This is a genomic window from Acidicapsa ligni (assembly GCF_025685655.1).
Taxonomy (GTDB): Bacteria; Acidobacteriota; Terriglobia; order Terriglobales; family Acidobacteriaceae; genus Acidicapsa; species Acidicapsa ligni.
In genome coordinates, this window is the sequence record NZ_JAGSYG010000004.1 from 533,007 (window position 1) to 559,600 (window position 26,594).

General features: G+C 53.6%; 20 protein-coding genes. 12 read left to right on the forward strand and 8 right to left on the reverse strand.

Annotation, left to right across the window (positions count from 1 at the left end):
- Positions 1 to 25: 25 nt before the first annotated feature.
- Positions 26 to 2,914, reverse strand: coding sequence for a glycosyl hydrolase 115 family protein (locus OHL19_RS16465; RefSeq protein WP_263358947.1), 2,889 nt, complete (start codon positions 2,912 to 2,914; stop codon positions 26 to 28).
- A gap of 328 nt (positions 2,915 to 3,242) precedes the next feature.
- Here OHL19_RS16465 and OHL19_RS16470 point away from each other — a divergent pair, with 328 nt between their 5' ends.
- From OHL19_RS16470 to OHL19_RS16485, 4 genes are all read left to right on the forward strand, one after another.
- A complete protein-coding gene (locus tag OHL19_RS16470; RefSeq protein ID WP_263358834.1) occupies positions 3,243 to 4,784 on the forward strand; it encodes a TolB family protein in 1,542 nt (513 codons plus the stop codon).
- A gap of 280 nt (positions 4,785 to 5,064) precedes the next feature.
- Positions 5,065 to 6,375, forward strand: a complete 1,311-nt coding sequence (locus OHL19_RS16475; protein ID WP_263358835.1) for an MFS transporter — start codon at positions 5,065 to 5,067, stop codon at positions 6,373 to 6,375.
- Between the two features lie 450 nt (positions 6,376 to 6,825).
- Positions 6,826 to 9,159, forward strand: coding sequence for a GH92 family glycosyl hydrolase (locus OHL19_RS16480; protein ID WP_263358836.1), 2,334 nt, complete (start codon positions 6,826 to 6,828; stop codon positions 9,157 to 9,159).
- Between the two features lie 371 nt (positions 9,160 to 9,530).
- A complete protein-coding gene (locus OHL19_RS16485; RefSeq protein ID WP_263358837.1) occupies positions 9,531 to 13,223 on the forward strand; it encodes a carboxypeptidase-like regulatory domain-containing protein in 3,693 nt (1,230 codons plus the stop codon).
- Between the two features lie 82 nt (positions 13,224 to 13,305).
- Here the strand turns inward: OHL19_RS16485 and OHL19_RS16490 are convergent, their stop codons facing one another.
- The 5 genes from OHL19_RS16490 to OHL19_RS16510 all read right to left on the reverse strand — a co-directional run bounded on the left by OHL19_RS16490 (position 13,306) and on the right by OHL19_RS16510 (position 17,428).
- A complete protein-coding gene (locus OHL19_RS16490; protein WP_263358838.1) occupies positions 13,306 to 14,445 on the reverse strand; it encodes an NAD(P)H-dependent flavin oxidoreductase in 1,140 nt (379 codons plus the stop codon).
- Positions 14,446 to 14,455: 10 nt separating this feature from the next.
- On the reverse strand, positions 14,456 to 14,947 hold the full coding sequence (locus tag OHL19_RS16495; RefSeq protein ID WP_263358840.1) for a RidA family protein: 492 nt from the start codon (positions 14,945 to 14,947) through the stop codon (positions 14,456 to 14,458).
- Positions 14,941 to 15,663: an SDR family NAD(P)-dependent oxidoreductase gene (locus OHL19_RS16500; RefSeq protein ID WP_263358841.1), complete on the reverse strand. Its 723-nt coding sequence runs from the start codon at positions 15,661 to 15,663 to the stop codon at positions 14,941 to 14,943. The genes OHL19_RS16495 and OHL19_RS16500 overlap by 7 nt, the downstream gene beginning before the upstream one ends.
- Before the next feature lie 187 nt (positions 15,664 to 15,850).
- Complete coding sequence (locus OHL19_RS16505; protein ID WP_263358842.1) at positions 15,851 to 16,723, reverse strand: LysR family transcriptional regulator; 873 nt, start codon at positions 16,721 to 16,723, stop codon at positions 15,851 to 15,853.
- A gap of 93 nt (positions 16,724 to 16,816) precedes the next feature.
- The gene (locus OHL19_RS16510) at positions 16,817 to 17,428 is read right to left on the reverse strand and encodes a TetR/AcrR family transcriptional regulator (RefSeq protein WP_263358843.1); all 612 of its coding nucleotides are present in this window, start codon (positions 17,426 to 17,428) and stop codon (positions 16,817 to 16,819) included.
- Between the two features lie 125 nt (positions 17,429 to 17,553).
- Between OHL19_RS16510 and OHL19_RS16515 the strand changes: the two genes are divergently transcribed.
- The 6 genes from OHL19_RS16515 to OHL19_RS16540 all read left to right on the forward strand — a co-directional run bounded on the left by OHL19_RS16515 (position 17,554) and on the right by OHL19_RS16540 (position 23,210).
- Positions 17,554 to 18,300 (forward strand): SDR family NAD(P)-dependent oxidoreductase, encoded by a 747-nt coding sequence (locus tag OHL19_RS16515; RefSeq protein WP_263358844.1) that lies wholly within the window; start codon positions 17,554 to 17,556, stop codon positions 18,298 to 18,300.
- 243 nt (positions 18,301 to 18,543) lie between these two features.
- Positions 18,544 to 19,392, forward strand: coding sequence for an alpha/beta fold hydrolase (locus tag OHL19_RS16520; protein ID WP_263358845.1), 849 nt, complete (start codon positions 18,544 to 18,546; stop codon positions 19,390 to 19,392).
- A 105-nt stretch (positions 19,393 to 19,497) separates the two neighbouring features.
- A complete protein-coding gene (locus tag OHL19_RS16525; RefSeq protein ID WP_263358846.1) occupies positions 19,498 to 20,388 on the forward strand; it encodes a LysR family transcriptional regulator in 891 nt (296 codons plus the stop codon).
- Positions 20,389 to 20,466: 78 nt separating this feature from the next.
- Positions 20,467 to 20,898, forward strand: a complete 432-nt coding sequence (locus OHL19_RS16530) for a cupin domain-containing protein (protein ID WP_263358847.1) — start codon at positions 20,467 to 20,469, stop codon at positions 20,896 to 20,898.
- 88 nt (positions 20,899 to 20,986) lie between these two features.
- Positions 20,987 to 22,222: an FAD binding domain-containing protein gene (locus OHL19_RS16535; protein WP_263358848.1), complete on the forward strand. Its 1,236-nt coding sequence runs from the start codon at positions 20,987 to 20,989 to the stop codon at positions 22,220 to 22,222.
- Between the two features lie 511 nt (positions 22,223 to 22,733).
- Positions 22,734 to 23,210, forward strand: a complete 477-nt coding sequence (locus tag OHL19_RS16540; protein WP_263358849.1) for a DUF6790 family protein — start codon at positions 22,734 to 22,736, stop codon at positions 23,208 to 23,210.
- A gap of 4 nt (positions 23,211 to 23,214) precedes the next feature.
- On the opposite strand, the gene OHL19_RS16545 is transcribed toward OHL19_RS16540, so the two are convergent.
- Entirely contained in the window at positions 23,215 to 23,814 is a 600-nt protein-coding gene (locus OHL19_RS16545; RefSeq protein WP_263358850.1) for a TetR/AcrR family transcriptional regulator, read from the reverse strand.
- 214 nt (positions 23,815 to 24,028) lie between these two features.
- Here OHL19_RS16545 and OHL19_RS16550 point away from each other — a divergent pair, with 214 nt between their 5' ends.
- Complete coding sequence (locus OHL19_RS16550; protein WP_263358851.1) at positions 24,029 to 24,121, forward strand: heme-binding protein; 93 nt, start codon at positions 24,029 to 24,031, stop codon at positions 24,119 to 24,121.
- A 148-nt stretch (positions 24,122 to 24,269) separates the two neighbouring features.
- Positions 24,270 to 25,466 (forward strand): formaldehyde dehydrogenase, glutathione-independent, encoded by a 1,197-nt coding sequence (fdhA, locus tag OHL19_RS16555; protein ID WP_263358852.1) that lies wholly within the window; start codon positions 24,270 to 24,272, stop codon positions 25,464 to 25,466.
- Between the two features lie 130 nt (positions 25,467 to 25,596).
- Here fdhA and bla read toward each other — a convergent pair whose 3' ends face one another.
- Complete coding sequence (bla, locus tag OHL19_RS16560; RefSeq protein WP_263358853.1) at positions 25,597 to 26,511, reverse strand: class A beta-lactamase; 915 nt, start codon at positions 26,509 to 26,511, stop codon at positions 25,597 to 25,599.
- Positions 26,512 to 26,594 lie beyond the last annotated feature (83 nt).

The following is a 26,594-nucleotide window of genomic DNA, read 5'->3' on the forward strand; positions in this document are numbered from 1 at the left end:
TTTCGCAACCAGATTACATTTGCGTTTATTTCTGCGCAGCGTCCGTGTTCATGGGGAAGTTGTGAAAGCTCTCCGGTGGGCCGAGATAGCTGGGTTTGATAGACCCTGCACTCACTACAAATTTTTCAAGCACAATGCCTGGATCTACCATGCCGAAGTTAAGCGTGTGATAGCCGGGCTGAGTGATGTTGAGCTTCGTCTCTACACGGCGCACACCGTCGCTTACTGCCTTTGCCCAATCGCTTTCAGAGTTATGCTCTAAGCTATCCACAACCTGCGGCAACTGATCGTCAAACCACACTGCAAACCGTAGACCTCGTCCCGGCACAAAATTCAGTGTCGGACCAAGCGTTGTTTCCAGATTCAGAGTGCCGCTGTCGAAAAAATACATTCGATATTGCAATGCCGCAGTAGCTTGCGAAGCCGCCACACTTGGCGCTGTCACCGGGAAAATAGTCATTCCTGAAAATGTCGCTCCGTATCCAGGAATGCGATCCCAATGTACGGCACCTGCACTGGTTACATGTGTAAAGTGTTCGGCTTCGATGGAGACATAACCGTCGCTCTCCACAAATCCATTCAGCGATTCAGGCGAAGGCGTCTGAGAGCGAGTAGCCTGCACGTTGACGACAGCCGATGGACCATTCTGTTGCGTCACAATGATCTTGCCTTCCTGCTCACCGGAATTGATCTTTGCCCAATCAATACTGACCTCAACCCGACGTTCTTTCTCTACTTCACCACTGGTTTCATTGAGAGTGATCCATGGCGAATTCGTACTTGCCGAGTAATGAAAGGGAGTCAACCCGTGATTGAAGATATCGATGAAGTGGGTCTGTCGTTGAAAGTTATCAAACGATAGATATTGAACACCAATTGCGTCAGGCGCTCCTTCCGCAATGACTCCTATGCGGGCTTCGGCAGCGGGTTGTACCTCAACCACGGCAGGCATAACATTTAACGGAGGCTCTTGCCAATAGGTGTATCCAAGATGGGTCTGATCCATCATGTGATTCCACTTCCCATGTGCAAGCAGGTGATTGTATTCGCTGGTTAGCTCTGCATCTGCCTTGAAAAGGGATCGCGCCTGAATCGCAAAATCATTGGCATCGGCTCTTCCCTGTGTGGCATAAAGTCGATTACGACCTGCGGAGATATATAACTCATTCACGATCGCCGAAGCTTTGATTGGGTGCAGAATCAGTTCGAAATATGCATCCTTTTCATTCTCGGGCAATTGCTTTTGAACTCCTTCTGCTTTTGCCAATAAAGCTCGCCAATCATTTTCAACGCGGTCCGCTTCGCGATAGTTGATGAGACTGAAGGTATCCACATCCAGCAACTCAGGTTTACGTCTACCGTTGTATCGCGTATAAGTGTCCATCAACTCGGCGATCTCATTCGCATGGTCTTCGCCAAACTCACGCGCTGCCCATTGCCTTGTGAACTCCAGCGTTTGATCTTTGCCCCATCGCTCAGGATTGCGCGCCAATGTCAGGAAGTATTCAATCGGAAACTCCATTGGTTTAAGATCTCCTACATTCACAATCCAGATGCGGTCCGCGCCATAGTTCAGCGCCAGATTCATCTGCTCCCATACTTTCTCGATTGGGTTGGTATTGATCCACTTATAGTTGCGCGGATCACCGACATAATCAAAGTGGTAATAAATGCCAGCGCCTCCGCTGCGCTTGCGTTCTTCCACTGTGGGCAGCCTTCGTATGTTGCCCCAGTTATCGTCACACCATAGCAGCGTCACATCATCTGGAACGCGCATGCCTTTTTCGTAATATTGCTGAACCTCTTTGTACAGCGCCCATACCTGAGGATCAGTCTTGAGTGTGGGCGTGGAATGGTCCGCAATGATTTTTCGCTGATAGGCGACAATTGTTTCGAGCAGAGTTATATTCGCGCCTTCAGTCATTGGCATGTCTCCGTCGCCTCGCATGCCTAGAGTAATCGTGCTTTCAAAATTCTTGTTGTGGTCAATTCCTTCACTCCAGAATTTGTTTAGAACCTCAGAGTTCGCGGAGTAATCCCACGGCCCGGTGCCGTGGCGCTTCCACTCTTGTTGCGCGCGCAGCATTGGCTCGTGGTGCGAAGTTCCCATTACAATCCCGTATTCATCTGCGAGCCGTGCATTCTCTGGATCATCTTCGTTGAATGCGCTGCCCCACATCGCCGGCCATAAATAATTGGCTCTCAGGCGAAGCAATAACTCAAAGACTTTCTCATAGAATTTGTGGTTATATCCGCCATAATTGGCGTTTACCCAACCAGTGAGCGCAGGAGCCTCATCATTCAGGAAAATGCCACGATATTTAACCGCAGGCTCGCCCTGGACATAGCGCCCAGCCTGAACATAGAGACTATCTTTATGGGTGATCGGCACATCCGCCCACCAATACCAGGGTGAAACACCAATTTGCTCGGACAAGTCATAGATGCCAAAAATTGTGCCGCGCTTATCGCTTCCAGCAATGACCAAAGCACGATCGACACCAGGGATTGGTTTATCTATCACTTGAATAATCGACGATTCCCACTTGCCCTTGATTGTTTCTACATTCAGCTTGTGCTCTTTAATCAGACGATCGATCAACCTGCTTTTCGAGATTGTTCCAATCAGGATCACGGTGCCACTTACCGCATCACTGTTGCTGATAAAGCCTGGTTTCAGGCCGGTAACCCGCTCCACATCGGCCTGTAGATCCTGTGCCGCACGAACAACGCCAGGAAAGTCCTCGTGATCCACATATAGCGTCGCTGTCCTCCCACTAGCCGCTACGGTGAAGCTTCCCGTGCTCGCTGTATGGTTTACAAAGCGTGGCTGCCCGAGCGCATACCCTCGCGCAGGAGACGCGATGGCCATAAGGAGCAGCCATGCAAAAGCGAAATGGCGACGAGAAAACATAGGCACGATGGAACTCCATCCCGACTTTATAGGAAACCGATTTCGGTCATGAACCAGCCAACCGCTACGTATCCTGGAGTGCGTGTTGCAGCTCTCAGACCCGCATGCGATAAGAGAAAGTCATACAGCGCAGGGCGTCATTCATAATCGCACTCTTTATATCTACTAAAGCGATGTATTGCAAATGCAGCCGGAAACGGGAATCTCCTTATGCTTTGGATCGCATTCCGAAGAGCAGTGTTGACACGAGTATTGCCGGACTCGTAGAGTTCGAGCGACGAAGAGAGTTACACTCACTCTGAGACTACGTTCAAAAAAGGATGTAACCGTGAATCGAAAGCTTCCTGCATCGCTGCTTGCCTGGGTGAGTTGTGCCCTGATTTTATGTGCAATGGCTACCCGAGCAAGATCTCAATCTGCGCCAACGTCCTTAGGCGTCTTCGACGGCCACAACGATGTGGGCACAGTGCTTCATGCAGGAACCGTAGATTTTGACTCCGCTAAGGGCGCGTACACGATCACCGGGTCGGGTGAGAACATGTGGCTTACAAAGGATGCGTTCCATTTTTTATGGAAGAAGACTTCCGGCGATGTATCCCTGACTGCGGATATTCATTTTCCCTCGGCAGGTACGAATCCGCATCGTAAAGCTGTTCTTGTGATCCGTCAAAATCTCGATGCGGACTCTGTTTATGTTGACGCTGCCTTGCATGGTTCAGGGCTTACGGCGCTTCAATACAGATCTGCCATTGGAGATGAGACGCACGATATCGAGTGGAACATTAGTGCACCCCAGCGGCTCCGCATTGATAAGCGAGGGGACACAATCACCATGTACATGAGTACGAACGGTGAACCACTCCACCCCGCAGGTGCCGCCGTCAAACTCCATCTCGAAGGAGAGTTTTACATCGGTCTTGGCGTCTGCTCACACGACAAGAATGTTATAGAAAAAGCAGTCTTTTCAAATGTCCAACTGAAGCCGATTGCTCCTGCTATCGCCGATGCAAAACCAATTCTCTACAGCACTCTGCGCACGATTGCAACCAATCCTGAATCGCCAATCCAGACGAATGTTTTTACTGCCCAGGGGCTATTCGCCGCACCAAATTGGACACGTGATGGGAAGTCGCTGCTTTTTGATCAGAGCGGAAAGATTATGAGCATCCCCGTAGATGGTGGTACGCCTCATGCATTGGATACGGGCATTGCAACGAACTGCGGCAGTAGTCATGGTCTCTCTCCGGATGGCAAGTGGCTGGCGGCTACCTGCTTCGTTGCTGGAGATCCGGGTGCACGCATTTACATCTTCCCATCCGGCGGAGGTGCTGCTCGCCTGGTGACGAAGAATCCAGCATCGTGGTGGCACGGCTGGTCTCCCGATGGAAAGACCCTGGCATTTGTTCGCCCAGGCAGCGATGGCCTCAATATCGATACGATCTCTGTGGATGGCGGGGAAGAAAGCGCAGCCACCACTGGCGCTGGAATCCACGACGATCCCGATTACTCACCGGATGGACAATACATTTACTTCAATTCGAATCGCGGTGGTGGCACCATGCAGATATGGCGCATGCATCCGGATGGAAGCCAGCCAGAACAGGTCACATCGGATGAGCGCAACAACTGGACGCCGCATATCTCCCCCGACGACAAATGGATGGTCTTTGTCTCTTATGACAAGAGTGTTACGGGCCACCTGCCGAACAAGGACATTCAGCTTCGCCTCATGTCTCTCGGTGACAAGAAGATCAGAACCCTTGTCGATATCGTTGGCGGCGCTGGCACGATCAATGTTCCATCATGGGCGCCTGACAGCAGCCATCTGGCCTTCGTCAGCTTTGAGTTGGTACCCGCTGATGCGAAGTGATCTCAGCAGCACGATTTTGGCCTTAGGGATTTTCTGATACTAGCTTAAGCGCAGACTGGTGGCATCGGGCGCGGAGGATGTGGCTGATCCAAAGAAAAATCGTCCATGCCAGCATCCAAGTTGGAGTGACGATCATCCTTATATGAATCACCAGCGCTTAAGCCGGGCCATTCTGCCGAGCGACAGTCAGACAGAGCGTATCCTCGGATCTAATGCTTGTGATCTAAGGCTTGTGGGCCAATGTTTGTGACCCAGGGCTTGCCATATATTTGGAGATTCGATGAGTACAGTACCTACCGGGACGGGAAGGCGCATCAATACACCGCGCCAGGTCCTGTTTGCAAGTTTGATCGGCACAACGATTGAGTTTTTCGATTTCTATATCTACGCAACTGCTGCTGTGCTGGTCTTTCCGCGCTTGTTTTTTCCGGCTTCAAATCCGGCCTCTGCTGTGCTCGCATCGCTGGCTACATTTGGTATTGCTTTCTTCGCGCGCCCGGTAGGGTCAGCGCTCTTTGGTCATTTTGGCGATCGCATCGGACGAAAGAAAACACTGGTCATCGCCCTATCCACCATGGGAATCTCAACAGTTGCCATTGGAGCGCTGCCAACTTATCATACGATTGGTTTTGCCGCGTCGCTGCTCCTCGCGCTGTGCCGTTTTGGCCAGGGACTCGGCCTTGGAGGGGAGTGGGGTGGAGCGGTACTCCTGGCAATTGAAAACGCGCCGCCTAACAAGCGCGCCTGGTATGGCATGTTTCCGCAACTTGGCGCTCCTATCGGATTTTTCCTCTCCGGCGGTATTTTCCTGCTTCTCTCTCGCTGGCTCACCGATCAGCAGTTTTTCACCTTTGGCTGGCGGCTGCCCTTTCTTGCAAGCGCCGTTCTCGTGTTTCTTGGTCTGTATGTTCGGCTGACAATTACCGAAACTCCTGTATTCAAAGAATCTCGCGAACGAGGGGAACAGGAAAAAGTACCGATGGTGGCCGTTTTTCGCCGTCATTCCAGGGCGCTCATGGCGGGTGTTCTCGTGTGTCTCGCAACGTTCGTACTTTTCTATCTGATGACGGTCTTCGCGCTCTCGTGGGGAACGAGTGCATTGGGTTATAGTCGCGGTAAATTCCTTCTGATGCAGATGTTCGACATCTTCTTTTTCGCTATAGCCATTCCACTTTCGGCAATACTGGCGGAGCGAGGTCGTCGTCGCACAATGCTTTGGGTTACGGCGGCAATCTTCGCCTTTGGTTTAATCATGGCACCCATGTTTAGCGCGGGCACCGTCGGAGCAGTGTCCATGATGGCCCTTGGCCTGTTCTTGATGGGGATGACATATGGGCCGCTTGGGACTGTGCTTTCAGAGCTCTTTCCAACCTCGGTACGCTACACCGGGAGTTCGCTGGCCTTCAGTTTCGCGGGCATTGTAGGCGCATCTCTGGCTCCATATATTGCCACCTGGTTAGCCAAAACATATGGACTGCCCTATGTCGGCTACTATCTCTCCGGTGCGGCCGTGCTGACATTTTTAGGTCTGCTTGCAATCAGGGAAACAAAGGACGATGATCTCGTCATTTCAAAAGCGAAACCAAGCTGATTTCAGGAATGCAATCACGTTACTTATTGCACCGTAAGTCCACAAAATTTATATTTCATCGGGCTAATGTGGCGATTGACGGTTGCCAGAGGTACTCGCGTGCAGAGCCCGCGAGTACGAGCCCATTTGGCACCCCAACGGGCAGTATAAGGGTGCCCTGCTTGCGCTACTTATAATCGATATAGTCTTCTTTGCTTTCTCTCCAGGTACAGTGTTTGGATTTGCCTCTGTAAGATTTCTGCACGGTACCGATGAGACAAGGCCGAGTCTGGCGTACTTGTACTGGCTCGCCAAAGATTGGATGGCCGGGTATGCAGAGATTGCCTCGATGGCTGGACGGTAGCCATTTTTCGCGCCGTCATGTGGAAAATTGAAGCTGTGGATGAAGTTGTGCTGCTTAGATCGCGTGGTATGGGTAATGCAAATCTGAAAGGTGATTCTTAAAAGAAGATGCGTCGTTTGCCAGGTATTGTTATCAAGTCTTTCTCGCTTCTAGTTGTCCTTGCCTGTGTGCCGATTCTTTCCGCGCAGACGGGCTCTCCCTCCACGATGGTCGATCCGATGATTGGCACCGGTCCGGATGGTCATACCTTTCCCGGCGCGACCGTACCCTTCGGTATGGTGCAGCTCTCGCCGGATACGCAGATTCGCTCCTTCAGGCAGAGTTATAAATGGGCAGCGGGCTATCGCTACGAAGATACGACGATTCTCGGGTTTTCGCATACGCACTTTTCCGGTGCGGGACACTCCGACCTGGGAGACGTGCTGTTGCAACCGATCTCCGGCGACGTACGGCTTGAACCTGGCGATATCGACAAGCCTGGGTCTGGCTACCGGTCGCGCTTCAGTCATGAGAGCGAAAAGGCCGCACCCGGATACTATGCCGTTTCTCTTCTCGACTACGGCATCCAGGCTGAGCTGACGGCCACTGCGCGCGTTGGAGTCCACCGCTATAGTTACCCTTCGGACAAGCCTGCGCGGGTTTTGATGGATCTGCGCTCGTCAATTTACAACTATCCAGGCAAGGTGCTGTGGTCGCGTATCCGCGTGCGTCCAGATGGAACCGTGACCGGGATGAGAGAGACTCGTGGCTGGGCGCCTGGGCGGCAACTCTACTTTGCCATCCGTTTCTCTCAGCCGATGAAAGGGCACAGTTTATACGACCGCGAGCCCTTGCCGGTTGAATATCACGGATTCAGGACACCGGGTACAACCGCGGAAGACACGCAGTCGATCGAAGGCAGAGGACTCATTGCTTCATTCGACTTCGGCATGGTCAAGGAAGCTCTGGTCGTCAAGGTGGCCATATCGCCTGTCAGTGAAGACAGTGCGGTTGCAAACATGGATGCCGAAGTACCAGCTTTCGATTTCGATGCAGTGCACAAGGCAGCTACGTCTGCGTGGGACAGGCAGCTGGGTCTCATCGACTTCAAGGCCGAGCCCGCCATGCTCAAAAATCTGTACACGGCTCTCTACCACTCTTTGCTCGCTCCCAGTTTGAGCATGGATGTGGACGGAGGGTATCGCGGGCCGGATAACCAGGTTCATTATGCGAAGGGCTTTAGGTATGTTTCAAGCCTTTCGCTTTGGGATACCTATCGTGCGGAACAGCCGCTCATGACGTTGATTGAACCGGAGCAGCGCACCAGTGACCTGATCCAGTCGCTGCTTGCCTCGCAGCGTGAGAGTCCATTCGGGATACTCCCGATCTGGCAGTTCCAGGGCATCGAAGCGTGGTGCATGATCGGATATCACGCGGTACCGGAAATCGCAGACGCATACGTGAAAGGCATTCGCGGCTTTGATGCGGATGAGGCGTTGAAGGCTATGGTGGCCAGTGCAAACTACGGGCCATACGGCAATCTCGAAGAGTATAAGAAGCTGGGATACGTGCCTGTCGATCACGACGCAGAGGCTGCATCGAAGACTGTAGAGTACGCCTTTGACGACTGGACGATTGCCCGCATGGCGCAGGCGATGAAGCGGACCGATATCGCCGCGACCTTTGATCGCCGCGCGGCGAATTGGAAAAACAACTTCAATGCTTCGGATGGGTTTGTCGAGCCAAGGTTAGCTAACGGAGAATTTCGCAAGCCTTTCGATCCGACACGCGCGGGTGAGGATAGCGGTTTCACCGAGGGCAACGCGTGGCAGTATTCCTGGTATCAACCTCAGGATGAGCAGGGTCTCATTCAACTGCTGGGCGGCAAGCAGCAATTGATCGCCAAGCTCGATGCGATGTTTGATGCCAAAGTCGATCCGGCCAAGTATGCGGATGTTGAAGACATGGCCGGCATGATGGGACAGTACGTGCACGGCAATGAGCCAAGCCATCACCTGGCTTACCTCTACGACTATGCCGGCGAGCCATTGCGCACGCAGGAACGTCTTCGCCAGATCGTAGAGTCTCAGTATCGACCGACACCGGATGGCCTCGTCGGAAACGACGATCTCGGGCAGATGTCGGCGTGGATGATCTTTACATCGCTCGGGTTTTACCCCGTTGCGCCTGGATCGAATGAGTACGTGATTGGGCGGCCATTTGTATCCCGCGCAGCGCTGCACTTGCCAAACGGCAAGACTCTGACCGTGGTGGCGGAGAACCTGAGTTCCTCAAATGCCTTTATCCAGTCCGTTACGCTCAATGGCAAACCCTTAACGCGAACTTTTGTGCGGCATGAAGAGCTGATGCGAGGGGGCGAGTTGCATTTTGTGATGAGTTCGAAGGCAGATGCAACCTGGTCCACACAACCGCATGAAGCTCCCTATTCAATGACGAAGTGAGCTTAACCGACACCGCAGGTGATATCGACCGTGCGTAGGGGACCGGAACAAAATTCCGGTTCCTCGCCACGGTGTTTTTTTGTAAAGACATATCGTTTCTTATTGGAATGGCCCGCATTCGTTCTTTGGGAAAGCTCGGTTTACGTCAAAATTGGCGGAAACCAATTTCTACATAAAATGCTAGATTCCTTATTTTTGATATGAAATAATGTATTAATCAATACGCAAAACAATATATTTTCTGTGGATATCGACTAAAGTGTGATTGTTAAAGGGATTTAAAGTTTGGAATACAAATTGCATAAGAAACAAATTGTAAGCCTGTATTTAATTTTTCTAATTTTGAACATTATGAAGGGGATCACGTTTTCATGAGGTTGTTTTCTTCCCGAATCTTCTTTTTCTTTGTACTTGCTTTCAGCTCTGGTCTTGTTTTTGCGCAAACTACCGCTACGGTCAACGGCACCGTCACCGATTCGTCGAATGCCCTCATTCCGGGCGCGACAGTGGTTTTGTCTAATCCTTCGACCGGTGTTCGTTATGAAGTCAAGACGGATTCGGCTGGTTCGTATCGCCTCGCCAATGTCCCCCCAGGACCTGGTTATACGATTGAGTTCAATGCTCAAGGCTTCGCTGCACTGAAAGTGAACAATATCTATGTAAATGTGGCCAATTCGCGTACTCAGAATGCAAAATTGCAGCCGGGTGTGACAGTTGAAGTGCAGGTTTCCGACTCCGCAGGCGTGACACTCAACACAACTGACGCCAGCATTGGTAACAATTTTGAAGTTTCAAAGCTAGAAGATCTTCCGGTCCAGGATCGTACTTCTCCGAGCGTTTTGTTCACCCTCCAACCCGGCATTACCTCCAGCGGCGCAACCACGGGTGCACGTACCGACCAGACCAACACCACGATCGATGGTCTGGATGTCAATGATTTCGCGACGGGTAATTTTGCAGCGATCACTGGTAATGCACCTGTCGATTCCATCCAGGAGTTTCGCGGCACGACGGCTGGCTTTACCGCGGATAATGGCCCGGGCGGTGGTGGACAGTTTCAGCTCGTGACGCGCGGCGGCACCAACGAGTGGCATGGCAATATCAACGAATATCATCGTGACAATTCCACCACGGCGAACGATTGGTTTGACGCGAACGCAGGCGTCTCGCAACCGGAGTTGGTGCGCAACCAATTTGGTGGGGCGGTCGGCGGCCCAATCAAGCACGACAAGATCTTCTTCTTCTTTAACTTTCTAGGTTCGCGTATCGCGCAGCAGGAGACAGTGGAGCGTACCGTTCCCCTCCCATCATTTGCAGCGGGAAACATCTCCTATATCAACAACAACGCGGGTTGCACCGATGCCGCCCGTCAGAACACGAGCGGGAATTGTATTTCATCGATCAATGCTGCGCAGGTGCAGCAGATCGACCCGGCTCATATCGGCGAAAGCCCCCAGGTCTTCGCGCTTTTTGCGAGCCGCTACCCTAAAGTGAACGATCCGACCTTTGCTGATGGCGTCAACTCGGCAGGATTCCGCTTCAACTCGGCTATCCCCACCAATCTGACCAACTATACGGGCAGAATCGATTGGACCTTGACCCCAAAGATCAAGATTTACGGCATTGGAAACGTCGCTCGTGAAAATCAGGTAGACGGCGCGGCGCAATTTCCTGGGGATCCACCATCAAGCCAGTTCGTCGATCGCAGTTATCGATATGCCGCCGGTATGGATTGGCAGATAAGCGACAGCAAGGTGAACCAATTCACCTACGGTAGCGTTGTTCAGGACTATGGCTTTCCTCGTCCATCAAATCCCGAGGGTATCTATCAAATCAGCTTTGGCAATGGCTTTACTCCCTCGTTAGCGGATAGCCCCTATGCCAGCCCATCCAACGCGCAATCCCGCCACACGATTATTTCCCAGGTGAACGATAACTTTATCTGGACCAAGGGGCGTCACCAGTTGGAGGTGGGTGGTTATTTCAAGTGGATTCACAACTCAAGCAGCTCTGTGCTTGGTTACAACAGCTACGGTATCGGTCTGGGCGGCCACATCTTCAGTACGCCCGACCTGGAGCCTGCCAATCTTCTCCCCGGCGACAGTGTCGCAGCGGAGTACTACGATAATGCGTTCGTCTCCTCGTTGGGACGTGTAGCCAGCATCAGCAGCACTTTCAACTATGATGCTTCAGGAAATGTACTTGCTCAGCCTTCCTCGGCTTTGCGCAAGTATGTCTACTACCAGACGCAGCCGTACATCAGTGATAGCTGGAAAGTGACTCCACACCTTACGGTAAATGTTGGGTTGAACTATCAATACCTCACCGTTCCGTATGAGACGCAGGGGCTCGAAACCGTACAGACCACTGGCTTTGACCAGTACTTCTCAGCGCGCGAAAAGCAAAGCGCCGCTGGTATTTCCGGAAATACTGCAGTGCCTTTCATTACGTATGTCCTGGGTGGGAAGAAAAACCATGGACCATCTTTCTATGCAGCCAACACGCATGACTTTGCTCCTCATGTTGCGTTTTCCTACAACCCTGGTTTCGATCCGTCGACGGTCTTTAATGGCAGCGCCGGTGTGGTTTATGACCGGACTGTCGTCAACGCGGTGCAGTATCAGCAGACCCAGTTCTCTTATCTGTTCGAGCAAAATACCACGGTAAACAACGGCAACAATTCCGATGCGGATGGTTCTATTGCAACCGATCCACGCCTGGCAGCACCTCCGCTAGCCGTCGCTCCAGCAACTCCAAAGGCTCCCTTTCAACCCTGGGTTACGAACAATCAACCAAATGGCTTGATCAACGGTCTCTTCAACGAGATGATCGATCCGCATCTCAAAACGCCGTATTCGATTCTGGTCAACTTTGGAGTGCAGCACCAGTTCCAAGGTTCAACCATCCTGAAGGTCAGCTATGTCGGTCGTTTTGGTCGTCGGTTGTTGGCACAGGCGGACGGCAGCCAACTCATCGATTTCCCAGATACAGCCTCGGGTCAAACAATGAACCAGGCAATGGTGAATATTGAACGGGAAGTTCGCGGCGGAGCCGACGTCAAGAATCTGCCAGCGGAGCCGTGGTTTGAACATCAACTGCCTAGCGGATACAAACAGGGGATGGCAAATAACACCTCTGCTGCTGCGGCCGCAAACTCATCCTTGGTATCAAAGGGTGACTTCGCCGATTTCATTCAGGCATTGTCTCCAAACCTGCAACCCAATGTCGGTATGGCTGCCCAGTTCGGCGAAAACACGGTCTACACCAACAAGGGTTTTTCCAGCTATCACGGATTGCTCGTTACATTGCAAAAGAATCTGACCCATGGATTGCAATTTGAAGTGAACTACACATGGTCGCATTCCATCGACAATGTATCGCTTGTAGCGAACGGGGTTGCATACGGCGGTTATGGGTTCGTTTGCGACGCCGTACATCCGCGCGAGTGCCGTGGTAATTCCGATTTTGATACCGCGCATTACATCACCAGCGATTTGACTTATTCCTTGCCGTTTGGCCGTGGCCGCAGCTTTGGCGCTCATCTGCCCTGGGCTCTGGATGAAGTGATTGGCGGCTGGGATCTGAGCGCTATTCCTTCATGGCACAGCGGGCAAGCATGGTCGGCGTTGTCGAATGCATTCGTCGCAGGATTTGCGAACGATGCACCGGCAATCTTTAACGGAGATACCAACGCTGTCCGGCGTCACATTCATAAAGACACCGGCGGTACGCTCACTGTTTTTGCGGATCCTGCCGCTGCTGCTGCTGCGTTCTCCGGCCCTGTCGGTCTCGCCATCGGCAGCCGCAACAGTCTTCGCGGACCTCAATTCTTCAACGTGGATGCAGGCGTTGCAAAGTACTTTAAGCTTCTTCCATCGAAGGATGTGGGCCTGCAATTCCGTGCTGACGCATTCAATGTCTTTAATCATCCGAACTTCGATGATCTGGACTACGGAACCTACTCGGCATACACCAACATTACTGCGCCGAGCAACTTCGGACAGCTGACTGCGATGAATGGAGCACCTCGCGTGCTGCAACTCTCAGCCCGCATCCGCTTCTAACATCAACACACAAACAAGAACGCCGCGGATCAGTCCGCGGCGTTTTTGTTTGTGGGCGAGTCTTATGCTCCCATGCTTGCGATCAGGAACGTTCCTTCAAAGCGCGTCCTTCCGCCCAATCCAGAACCGGGCCACCTATCTCGCTCAATGCGCTGGTGATCTCCTCCATAAGAAGCTGGGCCTGTGTATGCCGGTTCAGTCCCGCGCTCTGACCCGCCCATAAGGGAAGCAACTCTTCCTGTTCTGCGGACTGTGCGGGAACTGAAAGGTGGCGCACTAATCGCCTCTGAAGCGGGTAGGGCAGAATATCTTCTGGTGAAGAATTCCAATCGTCCATCATCGTGTTCCGAAACCCACGAGCAAGACGCCCGGTAAAACCTCGCGTCAGCCCTGTGCTTCGCCCGGCACTATCCAAAAGCATTCTGCGATGCAGTTTACTGGCGCCCGATTCCTCGCAGGCCAGAAATGCCGAGCCCATCTGGACACCCTCCGCACCCAAAGCAAAAGCCGCAAGAACACCGCGCGCATCGGAGATTCCGCCCGCAGCTACAACTGGAAGCGCAATCGCATCGGCAACCTGTGGCGTCAGAGAAAATGTGCCGGTCAAAGACTCCTCAGAAGAGCGAAGAAACGATCCCCGGTGTCCTCCAGCCTCGAAACCGGAAGCAACGACGATGTCGACTCCTGCGTCTTCCAACGCTTTCGCTTCTTCCACGGTAGTCGCCGTGCCCATGATCACAATCCCCAAACGACGGCATTCGTCCAGTAGCTCGCGCGGGGGAATCCCATAGATGAAGCTGAAGACGGGAACCCTGGCATCCAGTAAAATCCGCGCCTGATCTTCAAACCGAATACCTTCGTAAGGCTGATATACAGGCGGGTTCTGGCCCAGCGCCTTCAGATGCGGAGCAATATGTCGAAGACCCCGCTCGAAGGCTTGGCGGTCCGATGTGAACGCACCATCATCTTGCATCGACACCCAGAGGTTCATCGCAAACGGCCGGTCGGTCAGAGAACGGATCTCTGCGATCGTCTCGGCAATCGTTTCCGGGCGAAGTCCGTGTCCACCGAAGGAGCCCAGTCCGCCGAAGTTCGATACCGCGGCAGTGAGTCGTTGCGAGGAGAAACCTCCGAGAGGGCCCTGGATGATGGGATAACGAATCTTCAACGCCGATGTGACGCGCGTTTCATTCCAGGGCAGTTGCGTCCTAGGGGTGAGCATGTCGTGTCTCCTACGCCTTTACTTCCAATAACAGTTCCACCATCAACGGTACGTAAAGCGGGAGGCTCGAAACGCCCATGACCTTTCGCGCAGAGAGCCCTTTGCTCCCATAGATCTCAATCAAAAGCTCCGAAGCGCCATCGGCGATCTTCGGTTGACTTAAAACCAGGTCCTCCGTGGTCACAAGATAGACCTCCGTCTTCAGGACGCGGCTGACGCGGTCGAGCGATCCCAGATGTTGACGAGCCGCTGCGAGCGCATTCAGGGCTGCGAGTCTTGCCGCCTTCACCCCATCGGCAAAATCCACATCTTTACCGAGCACGCCCACATACTTCGGCTTTCCACCTGCGACAGGCATCGTTCCCGTGATGAAAAGCAGGTTGCCGCTCTGCACTGTCTCCGCGTATGCCCCCAGCGGCTCGGGCGCTGGAGGCATACTGATTCCAAGTGCAGCAATTCGTTCCTCTGCCGAAGCAGTTTCATGTTGCGGTGTGTTTACCATTTTCCGACGTGTGCGCCTCCATCGACATGCAACACTTCACCCGTGACATTCCGAGCCTCTGCGAGATAGAGAACGGCTTCCGCGATATCTTCGGACGAAGAGATCGTGCCCATCGGTGAGAGCGTCTTGAGAAAGTCCTTCGGATTGTCCTTGTGCATTGGCGTATCGACAATGCCGGGCGCTACTGCGTTGAAGCGGATATGGTTCTTCGCGTATTCGCTCGCCAGGTTGATGATCGCTGCGGTAAGTCCACCTTTGGTGATCATGGATACCGATGCGGGAACGGATGAGTTCGGGTGAGCCACCAGGGAAGTCGTAATGCTTGTAACACTTCCGCCTTTGCCCTGAGACAGCATCTGCTTGACGGCAAGCTGGGTTATATAGAGGAAACCTTCCAGATTCGTAGAGACAAGCGCCTGAAAGTCTTCCGCTGTGAATTCAGTAAACGGCTTGGCCATGAAGATACCTGCGTTGGCCACGACGTGATCAATTGAGCCAAAGCGGGAGATCGCCGTCCGCGCTACCTCTTCTGCGGTTGCAGCCTTGCTGATGTCACCATCGACAAGCACAAGGTTTTCAGAAGATGGGAAGGATGCTTTGCTCGCATTCCGGGATGTTGCTACGACCGCATAGCCGCGATCCAGGAAAGATTTCACAATGGCGGCTCCGATTCCCTGCGAGCCTCCGGTTACGATAACGGTTCCTTTAGTTGCCATAGTATTCTGCCAGTCCTTTCGTCTACGAACACGACAGAGATGAACTTCAAGGGAGTTGATTTCTCTCTAACAACGTTCTCTACAGCGTTCGTGCTGCAGAGTAGATGTTGGCACGGATCATGGCCGCGTCACGAATTTTTTAGAGAGCAGCTATCGAAAATCGAGATAGCGGGCGGTTCTTAGCCAATTATCGAAGGTTCGACAAGGCGCGGCTCTTGGCGAGAAATGCATCCAAAGCGCTCATCCGTCGACCATCCAGCCTGCGAATGAAAATAGTTTCGATAGGATTCGTAAACTCAGGAAGTTCGTGTGCGATCACGGACTCGCCCCTCCATGTGCTCGCAAAAAGCTCCCTGGGCAAGAGAGTCACGCCAACTCCGGACTGGACACAGCTTCGGATCGCATCGAACGACGCGAAGGACAGGATTTGATGAGCGATGCCTCGCGCCGTGAGCACATGACTCAACCGATCACGATAGGAGCAACCCTGGTCCAGAACGATCGCCTTTGTGTCTCTGGCCTTGGCTAGTGCCTCCATGCTCAGAACGGACGAGTGACTGACGAGCACCAATTCTTCCTGGAAGATCGGCTCCGCGCTCAGTTCGGGATGACGCATCGGAGCCGCAACGAAAGCACCGTCGAGGCTTTCGTCTAAGACCTGTTCGATCAAATCTACTGTGTTTCCCGTGGTAAGCGTCAGCTCGACAGCCGGGTACTCTGTGGCGTACTCGGCGACGACTTGCGGCAAGCGCATGGAGACAGTGGGCTCCGTGGAGCCAATCCTCAAGCCGCCCTTGGGAATGCCATCTTCCTTGACAGCGGTGATCGCTTCACTGACAAGGGAACGGATGCGGTCTGAGTATGGAAGCAGGCGCAGTCCTGCGTCGCTAAGCCTCACACCGCGATTGTGCCGGACGAAAAGCCGGACACCGAGCTCTTCTTCGATGAGCCGAATCCGCGCTGTAACGCTGGATTGCACCATGTGCAGGTCGGCCGCCGCCCGGTTCATGCTGCCATGCTTTGCAACCGCCGCAACAATTTTCAGATCGTCGATGTCCATACTTTCACCTATTAAAAGCATATAGGTAAGCTGTTACCGAGATCCTCTTAAACTCGCCGGGTGGCGAATTCGACTTCGCCTGGTCATGAACGGCTAAGTGGCTTCGAGCCCCTTCATTCCGTGGTCGAAGATCTCATCGACATACGCGTCTGAGAGCGGTCCGGTCCCCATCTGCAACCTGTAGTAGAGCGGGGCATAGAGCAAGTCGATCATTGCATCGGGATCGATGTCAGAACGAAGAACTCCCAGGCGAACGCCCTCCCGGAAATATTCGATGGCCATTTTTCGCCTGGGCATCGTCCATTGTTCGCGTAGAGCCTTGGCCAGTTCGAGGTCAAACTGCGCCTCGGCAAGAAGAACCCGGATGAGAGCCCCATCTTTTCCCCGGAAGGCCTTCGCCATTGTCCTCATCTGGAGTCGAATGCTCTCCTTGAAAGAGTCTGCTGAAGAGAACAGCGTGCCGGGATCGACTCGCATCACGAACGCATCCATGATGATGGCCGCTTTGTTCGGCCACCGGCGGTAGATCGTCATTCTCCCAACTCCCGCCTTCGCCGCAATGGCGTCCATGCTCAGCGCGCGGAAGCCGGACGCCAGGACCAGGTCCACTGCGGCTTTGAGAATCGCCTGGTGGAGCCGTTCGCTTCTGGGCCGCCCTATGGACGCCTTCGGGTCTTCCTTCGGGATGCGATTCACTGTTTCCATGTAAAACTTTCTCGAATCTTTAACGATACACGGTGTATCTTATCTTTGTAACGATACGATACGTATCGTATCAGTGTTATGGCAAAAGCCATAACAAGCTTTACGCAGTTAAGAAGGAGAAGATCATGGCCAACAAAGTTGTTCTCATCACAGGCGCTCTTACGGGGATTGGGCGCGCAACAGCTATCGCCTTCGCGAAACAGGGAGCGAGCGTCGTTATCTCCGGTCGCCGGGACGAAGAAGGAAGCAAACTCGCAGCAGAACTGCGAGCCTTCGGAGGCGAGGCCGAGTACATCAACTCCGACGTTTGCCGCGAAGAAGATGTTCGCAATCTCGTCGATAAGACCGTGGCGCGTTTCGGGCACCTCGACATTGCCGTCAATAATGCCGGCACTGAAGGCCAGCCTGGCCTGATTGTCGATCAGACGCCGGAGAGCTTCGCCGCTACCTTCGAGACAAACGTCCTTGGCATTCTCCTGAGTATGAAGCATGAGATTCGCGCAATGCAGGCCCAGCAGAAGGGCAGCATCGTGAATATCTCTTCGACCTACGGGCGGACAGGAGCGGCCTCTGCCTCGATCTATTCGGCGAGCAAACATGCCGTGGAGGGCCTGACCAAGTCGGCTGCCCTCGAACTGGCAAGCTCCGGCATCCGTGTCAACATCGTCGCTCCAGGCCCAGTTGAGACCGGCATGTTGAACCGCTTTACAGGGTCGGAAGAGGTCAAAGCTCGTCTTGCCGCAGGCGTGCCATTGAAGAGAGTCGGTCACCCTGAGGAGGTCGCGGACGCGATCGTCTTTGTCTCCTCGGACGAGGCTTCGTTTATCACTGGTGCCAGGATCGCCGTGGATGGAGGCAAGAGCGCTGCCTAAGGTTTAGGTGGCGTGTGTGGGTTAAGCGTTGGGTCTCGTTGCAGAGACCTGACGCAAGGTACAGAAAGAAGAAATGAGATGGAAAGACGCACTTTTATTCAAACAGCAGCCAAATTGTTGGCTATCAGCCCCTGGCTTACACCCTACGCAAAGGCTATGCCATCAACACCAGTCGAAGACCAGAACGAATCTAAAGACGGTTCTAAAGACGGATCCAAAGATGGATCCAAGGGAGGATCAACCATGAGCAACTTTACCCACAACACAGTTCCCACCGAATTTATCGAAGCCAACGGCATTCGCTTTGCATACCGTCGCTTCGGCAACAAGACCGGGATTCCGCTCGTGTTCAACATGCACCTGAACGGCACTCTGGACAACTGGGACCCTGCAGTCACGGACGGGCTCGCAAAAGAGCGTCAAGTGATTCTCTTTGACAACGCCGGGGTCGGAGGCTCGACTGGCGAAGTTCCAACCAACTTCGCAGATATGGCAAAGAATGCAATCGCCTTCATTGAGGCGCTGAACCTGAAGCAAGTCGACATCTTCGGATTTTCGATCGGCGGCATGGTAGCGCAGAACATTGTCATGCAGCGTCCTGACCTGGTGCGCAAGCTTGTGCTGGTCGGCACCGGCCCGCGCAACGGAGACTCCATGGAAAACCTTACTCCGGAAGCCCAGGCGATCTTTGGCAGGACCTACACTCCGCCCGAGCACCAGTGGCTGGATGTGCTCTTCAGCCCTACTGCCACCAGCCAGGCGGCAGGCCTGGAGTATCTCAAGCGCGTCGCATCGCGCACCGAGAACCGTGACAAGGACAACAGCGAAAAGGTTATTCCAGCCCAGGTCGCGGCAGTTCTGGAGTGGGGCAAACCTGTCGGAGAGCGCTTCGCCTATCTGAAGCAGATTAAGCTGCCCACGCTCATTGTGAGCGGAAACCACGAGATCATCGTGTACACGATCAACTCATTGCATCTGGTCCAAAATCTTCCGAATGCAAAGCTGATTATTTACAGTGACTCAAACCACGGCTCCTACAACCAGCATCATGAGGAGTTCGTCTTCGATACCAACCGTTTCCTCAACAGCTAATCAGGGTGAAGGGAGGCAGCTCACAAGTTAGCTGTCTCCCTTATCAATGCTGCAATGCCTTTCGAAGGCCTTGCTTTGCCTCTCTATAGAGATCATCATTTTCTTATGGCCGATCTCGAATATCTTCGAGCATTTCTAGCAATCTATCGAAGTGGATCCGTAACCAAAGCAGCTGCCTATGTCCATCTCTCGCAACCTGCCGTCTCTGGACAACTCAAGTCTCTCGAACAGCAAATCGGCCGCACGTTGTTTAATCGAACACCGCGTGGGATCGTTCCAACTGCTGCCGCCCACGATTTAGCGCGCTCGATTGCACCCCATATTGACGCGCTCGAATCAGCAGGAGATTCAGGGGCACACGGCTCAGAGATCGAAGGAACCGTCCAGATCGGTGGCCCGGTCGAGTTCCTCACCCAGCGCGTATTGCCTACACTCGCGCCGCTCGTTCGCCTCGGACTCCACCTGCGCGTCGTGTTGGGTGAGACCGAGCAGCTACTTGAAGCTATATCCAAAAACGATTTAGATCTTGCCATCGTCGGGCAGCACAAAAAAGTAAGAAATATCGACTCCGAGCTCCTCTATCACGAGGAGTTGGTGCTGGTCGCTGCTCCCTCCTGGTTGAATCACATTCCCCGCAAGGGTGAGATTAGCGTGCGCCATCTGGATGGTATTCCATTGCTTGTTTACAGCGAAGAGATGCCCCAGGTTCAGGAGTTCTGGGAGTCTGTTTTCGAAGTCGAACCTGACACTCGTCCAGGGGTAATCGTCTCAAACCTGCGCGCGCTCATGACAATGGCTATTGCCGGGGCGGGGATGACTGTTCTTCCGCGGTATTACTGCGACCTGGAGCTGCGTAATGGCGATCTCTTAGAACTCGTTGAACCGCGAACACCTCCGGCCAGCCGCCTGATGCTCGCTTCGACCAGCCGTAGTCAGCGCATCCCTCGCAACAGGGTCGTTCGCGATGCTCTACTGAGGGCCAAAGTTCAGTGGTGATTGGCCCCATAAGTTTACTTATGATTGTCATAAATCAAACGATGTGACTTATTGGTGAAACGTCTCTAGCGTTATTCCATGGAGCGACAAACGGACCAATTTGCATTTCGGCGTTTCGATCTAAACCAGATCGTCCAGTCTTTTCCAGACTCTTCAGACACTTTACTGCTGGATACCTATCTGACCGATGAACCGTCAGCAAGCTCGCGGCTCTTTCGGGTGTATCGGCCAACACCGCCTCATTACCATGCAAACTCCGACGAACACCTCTATGTACTCTCCGGCACAGGTACATTCTGGATGGGGGATGCTGCGAATCGCACAAAATTCGGACCCGGAGATTTTCTGTTTTTCAAGCGGGGTACCGTCCACGCACAACCGGACATCTTCGAAGGCCCAGTCGTCTTTCTGGCCATAGATGCGCCGAGACGGGATCCAAAGGACATCATCTTCGTCAACCCTGAAGATGGAACGCCCGAGAGCTTCATCCAGAAAAAGTCCGAGGACTAAGGCTGCACTGCTTTACGAAGTCGTGCCCTGGTTGCGCCACGGTTCAGTGGTGAATGACTCTGTCTAGCCCAAATGAAGTGAGTAAATAATGGCAAGGATCTTGATCGCCGGTGGTTCCCTGAGTGGTTTGTTGCATGCTGTCCTTCTGCGCCGTGATGGGCACGACGTCGCTGTGTACGAGAGGGTTGCGCAGAATATGTCGAGCCGGGGCGGCGGAATTGCAACTCAGCCCCCACTATGGCAGGCACTTGAGAACGCCGGTGTGCTCGAACCGGGTGCGAATAAGCCCGGCGTTGCCCTTCGAGAACGCGTAGTCTTTGACCGGAGTGGCGAGATCATTGCAAGCCGCCTACATCACCAGATTGTCACGTCATGGGATTCGATCTATCGGCTGCTACGGCCTTCGCTTCCTGACAAGCTCTACCACCAGGGCAGAGAAGCGACAGGGATTGAGGAGGACCATGAGGGGGCGACACTATTGTTTCGTGATGGTGCGCGGGAACACGGCGATATGGTCATTGCGGCCGATGGATCACGCTCGACCCTGCGAGACCAGCTTCTCCCTGGACACAAGCCTGCCTATGCTGGCTATGTTGCATGGCGCGGCCTGGTTGCCGAGTCTGCGCTTGATGAGGCAACGCGCCATGCTCTCTGTGAGCGCATGAGTTTTTTTACACCTGACAAAGAACAAGCCCTTATCTACTCCGTGCCCGGAGAACAGGGAGAGACTGAACCGGGCGGTCGCCGCCTGAACCTCGTATGGTATCGGCCCGCACGAACAGGTGGAGAACTCGAAGATCTGCTGACTGGCGAAGACGGCACCCGATACGAACATGCGATACCGCCTCCGGCAATCGCACGTCGCACGGTTGCCGACATGCGTGAGGCCGCCGCAAGGCTGCTTCCTGCTCCGATGAGAAATATGGTATTGGCCATAGAAATGCCATTTCTGCAGCCTGTGTATGATCTGCGCGTTCCTCGTCTTGCCGTTGGCCGCACCGCTCTGGTCGGGGATGCAGCAGTGCTCGCACGTCCTCATCCCGGTGCCGGTACCACAAAGGCATTTCAAGACGCGTGGGCACTTCGTCAGGTGCTTCTGGCGGAACTGGGTTCAGGCGACAGTCCGAATTGGAAAGACGATGCACGTCTCCGGAATGCGCTGGCTCAATACGATCGAGAGCGCGCAGAGCCAGGACGAGCTGTCTGGGAGCATTCCCGCTTTTTGGGGACGCATCTGGTACCAGGCTCAGTTGGCGGCCGCGCACCGGGTCAGGATCAACACCCGATTACACTACTGCAAAATACCGCTCTGGGTATGCAATAAGCGGCGAAGAACAAGAAATTTACTACAGGCGCCACAGTGGAAACGGAAGCGGCTGGAGTTGGCCGCTGAGAGTGATTGCCCATCATGCTCGAACTACAGAACCTGCCGACAGACGAACCGATTAACACGAAGATATGTCATGAGGAATTGCTTTAGCCGTTGCCGTTCTGGCTGTCATTCCCGCAGGGAATCTGCTTCTTCCGTTCTTCCCAAAAGGACAATTGTCCCACTGACCCAATACCTGATTTTCTGAATTGATGACGACCCGTCCAACAGCAGGAATAATTTACTTGAACAGTTATACGTACCTTTTATCTGTCGACTGTCGTTTTGACTCCTACTCCAGGCTGTTCAAGCGATTGCATGCTTGACGACGCCTCGTCCTGGGTCAATGAACTCGGTGAGAGTCAAAATGACGGAATATGTGTATGCTGGGACACGCCCAAGGACAACTCCGATTTAGCTCTCAAGTCTTGTTGAGCATTGACGCCACTGTTTCTCAGGAGGGTGCATGTTCCAAATACTCTTTACTCTAATTGCGGTTGTGGCTGCGTCCGTTCATGTTGCATTTTCACCAAAACGCAGGAGCAGCAGAGGTGCCGTAGCGAGAACATATCTGCTGTATCTGCTCTTCTTCTATGTCGGTCTGATGGGATTGCTCACCGCCTACGCACACGTTTTCCGTCCCGCCGAGACATCGGCATCCATAGGATGGTCAACCAGTCCATACGAATATGAAGTAGGAATGGCCGACTTGACCGTTGGCGTGTTGGGTGTTCTGTGTATGAAGTTTCGTGGTGACTTCTGGCTGGCGACAGCGATTGCAAACGGGGTCTGGTTGCTGGGAGATGCTGTAGGACATGTTCGTCAGATGACGCTTTATAACAACCATGCCTCTAATAACTCCGGGATCTTCCTGGCTACCGAAATCATAATGCCGATCATAATTCTCTTTTTGACGTTCTACCATCGTCAGAGCATTCGGTAGGCCTTCAGGCCATCGACTTAACCTGTCGATTCGCATAAGCGGCCAGGAACATGTCAACCGCAGTTCGAATGTGCCTTTTCCTTTCCGCTGCGTTCGGAGGTTTACGGACCAGCAGGTAAGCATGCGAGAGGAACTGTCCGAGGCAGAGACTGAAGAAAAGTTCAGCGCCTTTTGCGGTATCCGTGAGCTTGAGTGCGCCGCAGTCGACCTGCAGTTTGAGGTATTCGGCTAATTGATCCTGTTCCCGCTGTGGACAGAGCCGCCAGAACTTCCCCGCCAGTTCAGGAAACTGCGGCGCCGCCGAGATGAGAGTGCGATTGAGACGTTGCATTTCCGGCAGCAGCATAAAATCCAGGAGATTCGATCCATACATCTTCAACACCGACTCGACGGACTGTTTTTGTACGAGCACCCGAGAGAATTGCTGCAGCAAAATGTCCGTTTTTCGGGCAATCACCGCCTCAAAGAGCTCTTCCTTCGTGGAAAAGCGAGAGTAAAGTGTTTCTTTGGATGCACCCGCAAGCTTGGCAATGGATGCTACGCTGGCGCGGTCAAATCCCTCTTGCAAAAAGAGCTCCGCAGCGGCACTGAGAATCTTGTCCATGTGCGCGGCCGCCTGCTTTGCCGGCGGCCGGCCGGAAGTGGTTGATCTACGACGTGCAGGTGTAGAAGCGATGTTAATTTTCTTAGACATTGATTTTAGAAGTTTGCCAACGGAGAGACCCTAGTCGTATTGTAGTCACTGGCAGTGTAATCGTACCGATCAGTACGATTTGATAATGAAGACTCATTACGATGCAGTTCCCCGGGAGGGAAGAATGATCCAACTGGGTATTCCACTCAAGCAGGGCGGTAAGGTCGTCGGAGCTATTGGAGTCAGTGGTGGCTCCGGAGAATCATGCGGTTACTGAAGCAGGAGCCGCCGCGTTCCGGGCACTGCTATTCCATAGAGTCTTCGGTCAGTCGCTCTATCCGCCGATCAGGCTATCGGGCTGTCGAGCTATTGACCGTATCGCAATGCACCATTACACCTGCTGTTCGCAGCAGAAAGGAACCATTATGGCATCCAATCGCGGAGTCGTATTCCTCGGACCGAATCATGTTGAAGTGCAGTCCATCGATTATCCCAAGCTCGAAAATCCAGCCGGTAAGAAAATCAATCACGGCGTTATTCTCAAGGTGGTCTCGACCAACATTTGCGGCTCAGATCAGCACATGGTACGCGGGCGCACAACCGCTCCGACAGGCATGGTACTCGGCCACGAAATTACAGGCGAGGTCGTCGAGCTTGGGTCTGACGTTGAATACATCAAGATGGGCGATCTCGTTACAGTGCCCTTCAACGTAGCCTGCGGACGCTGCCAGACCTGCCGCTCCCAGGAGACCGGCGTCTGTTTGAACGTCAACCCTGGCCGCGCCGGTGGTGCCTATGGCTACGTCGATATGGGCGGATGGATCGGCGGTCAAGCGGATTACGTGATGGTTCCCTACGCCGATTTCAATCTCATTCCGTTTCCAGATAAGGCGCAGGCCATGGAGAAGATCAGGGATCTTACCATGCTTACAGACATTCTTCCTACCGGCTTTCATGGTGCAGTGAATGCAGGTGTCGGCGTCGGTTCAGTCGTGTACGTAGCTGGAGCCGGACCCGTTGGCATGGCTGCTGCCGCATCCGCTCATATCCTTGGCGCCGCAGTTGTGATGATTGGCGACATGAACGCGGAACGGCTCGCCCATGCGAAATCGGTCGGGTATGAACCGATCGACCTGAGCAAGGATGCGTCGCTCGAAGACCAGATCGCACAGATCGTCGGAAAGCCGGAGGTCGATGCCGCCATCGATGCTGTGGGCTTCGAGGCAAAATCACATGGACACGACGGAGCCGAAGCACCGGCGACCGTTCTCAACTCTTTGATGACCATCACCCGCGCGGCTGGCTCTATCGGCATCCCGGGCCTTTACGTCACGGAAGATCCGGGAGCCACCGAAAAGGCGGCGCAGACAGGAAACCTGAGCATGCGCTTCGGTCTTGGATGGGCCAAGTCGCACCGTTTCTACACCGGACAGACTCCCGTGCTGAAGTACAACCGGCAGTTGATGCAGGCAATCCTGCATGATCGCCTGCCCATCGCAAAAATCGTCAATGCCACAGTCATCAGCCTCGATGATGCTCCACAAGGCTATAAAGACTTCGACAAAGGCGCCGCGAAGAAGTTCGTGCTCGATCCGCACGGCCTTATCAAGAAAGTGTCCTAACACCACTCCACGCGCACCTACAGTTGATGCATGCAAATAGCCCGTCCGAAAGGACGGGCTATTTGCTTTTTACATTCAGATCGATGAGCTTACTCCGGGTTTCCGCAATCTCACCGAAGACCGCTCAAGATCATTTCGTTAGAATTGCCTTTCTGTACGCAGCTTGTGCGATGCGGGCGATGACGCTTTCACGAGTGTCTTCGTCGGCTCGGCTATCTGTAACGAACACAGCGATAGCTAGTCTCCGTCCATCCGGCAGAGTGATTAATCCTATGTCGTTGGTGGCGGCTGTTATGCCTCCATGAGTTCCGGAAGAGCCAGTCTTGTGGGCAAGAACGGTTCCATGAGGAAGTCCCGCACGAAGCCGGCCAGGGCCAGTCACAGTATCGGCCATTGTTCGTAAGAGAAAGGCGTTAGCCGCGGGCGATATCGGAGGATTGTTCACGAGGAGTTCGAGCAGTTGCACCGCTGCTGCAGGCTCAATCCAGTCCTGATACTGAAGATTTTCGTCGCGGTCCAAATCACGCTCACTGTAGACCAGGTGAAAAGCGGAGATACCCAGGGAGTGTATGTAGCTCTGCACTACCGGCGGACCGCCAACGAGGCGAATCAGAACCTCCTCAGCACTGTTGTCGCTCTGCGCAACTGCCAGGCGAAGCAGTTCGCGCAACGTTATATCAACATTGGCTTTCGGGTAGCGATCGGTAAGAGGACTGTAAGATCCAGGAATTATGTCCGTCGGCAGAAATCGCACGGTCCGATCCAGAGTGGCGTCCGCAGATTCTCCAGGCCGCTGATTGGGCAACAGCCTCCCTGCCTCTGCCAGGTGCAAGGCTGTGAGTGCAAGCGGAAGCTTATACATGGACTGCATCGGCGGATGATTGTGAGGATTGAGATCACAATTGAGCTTCGTGCCTGGAAGCATGCAGGAAACGTTCACCGTTCCCTTGGCGTCTTTCGCAATCGCGGCGACTTTAGATTGAAGCGAGTCCTGTGCAAAACCACTCAGGGGCAAAAGAGCAAACAGAAAGGCAAAGAAACGCATACCCAAATCCTATGCGCGAGATTTAGCCATCCCCGCAGTTAATCACGAAAGACAGGTTGGCGTGTTTGGTTCAGGCAAGGATG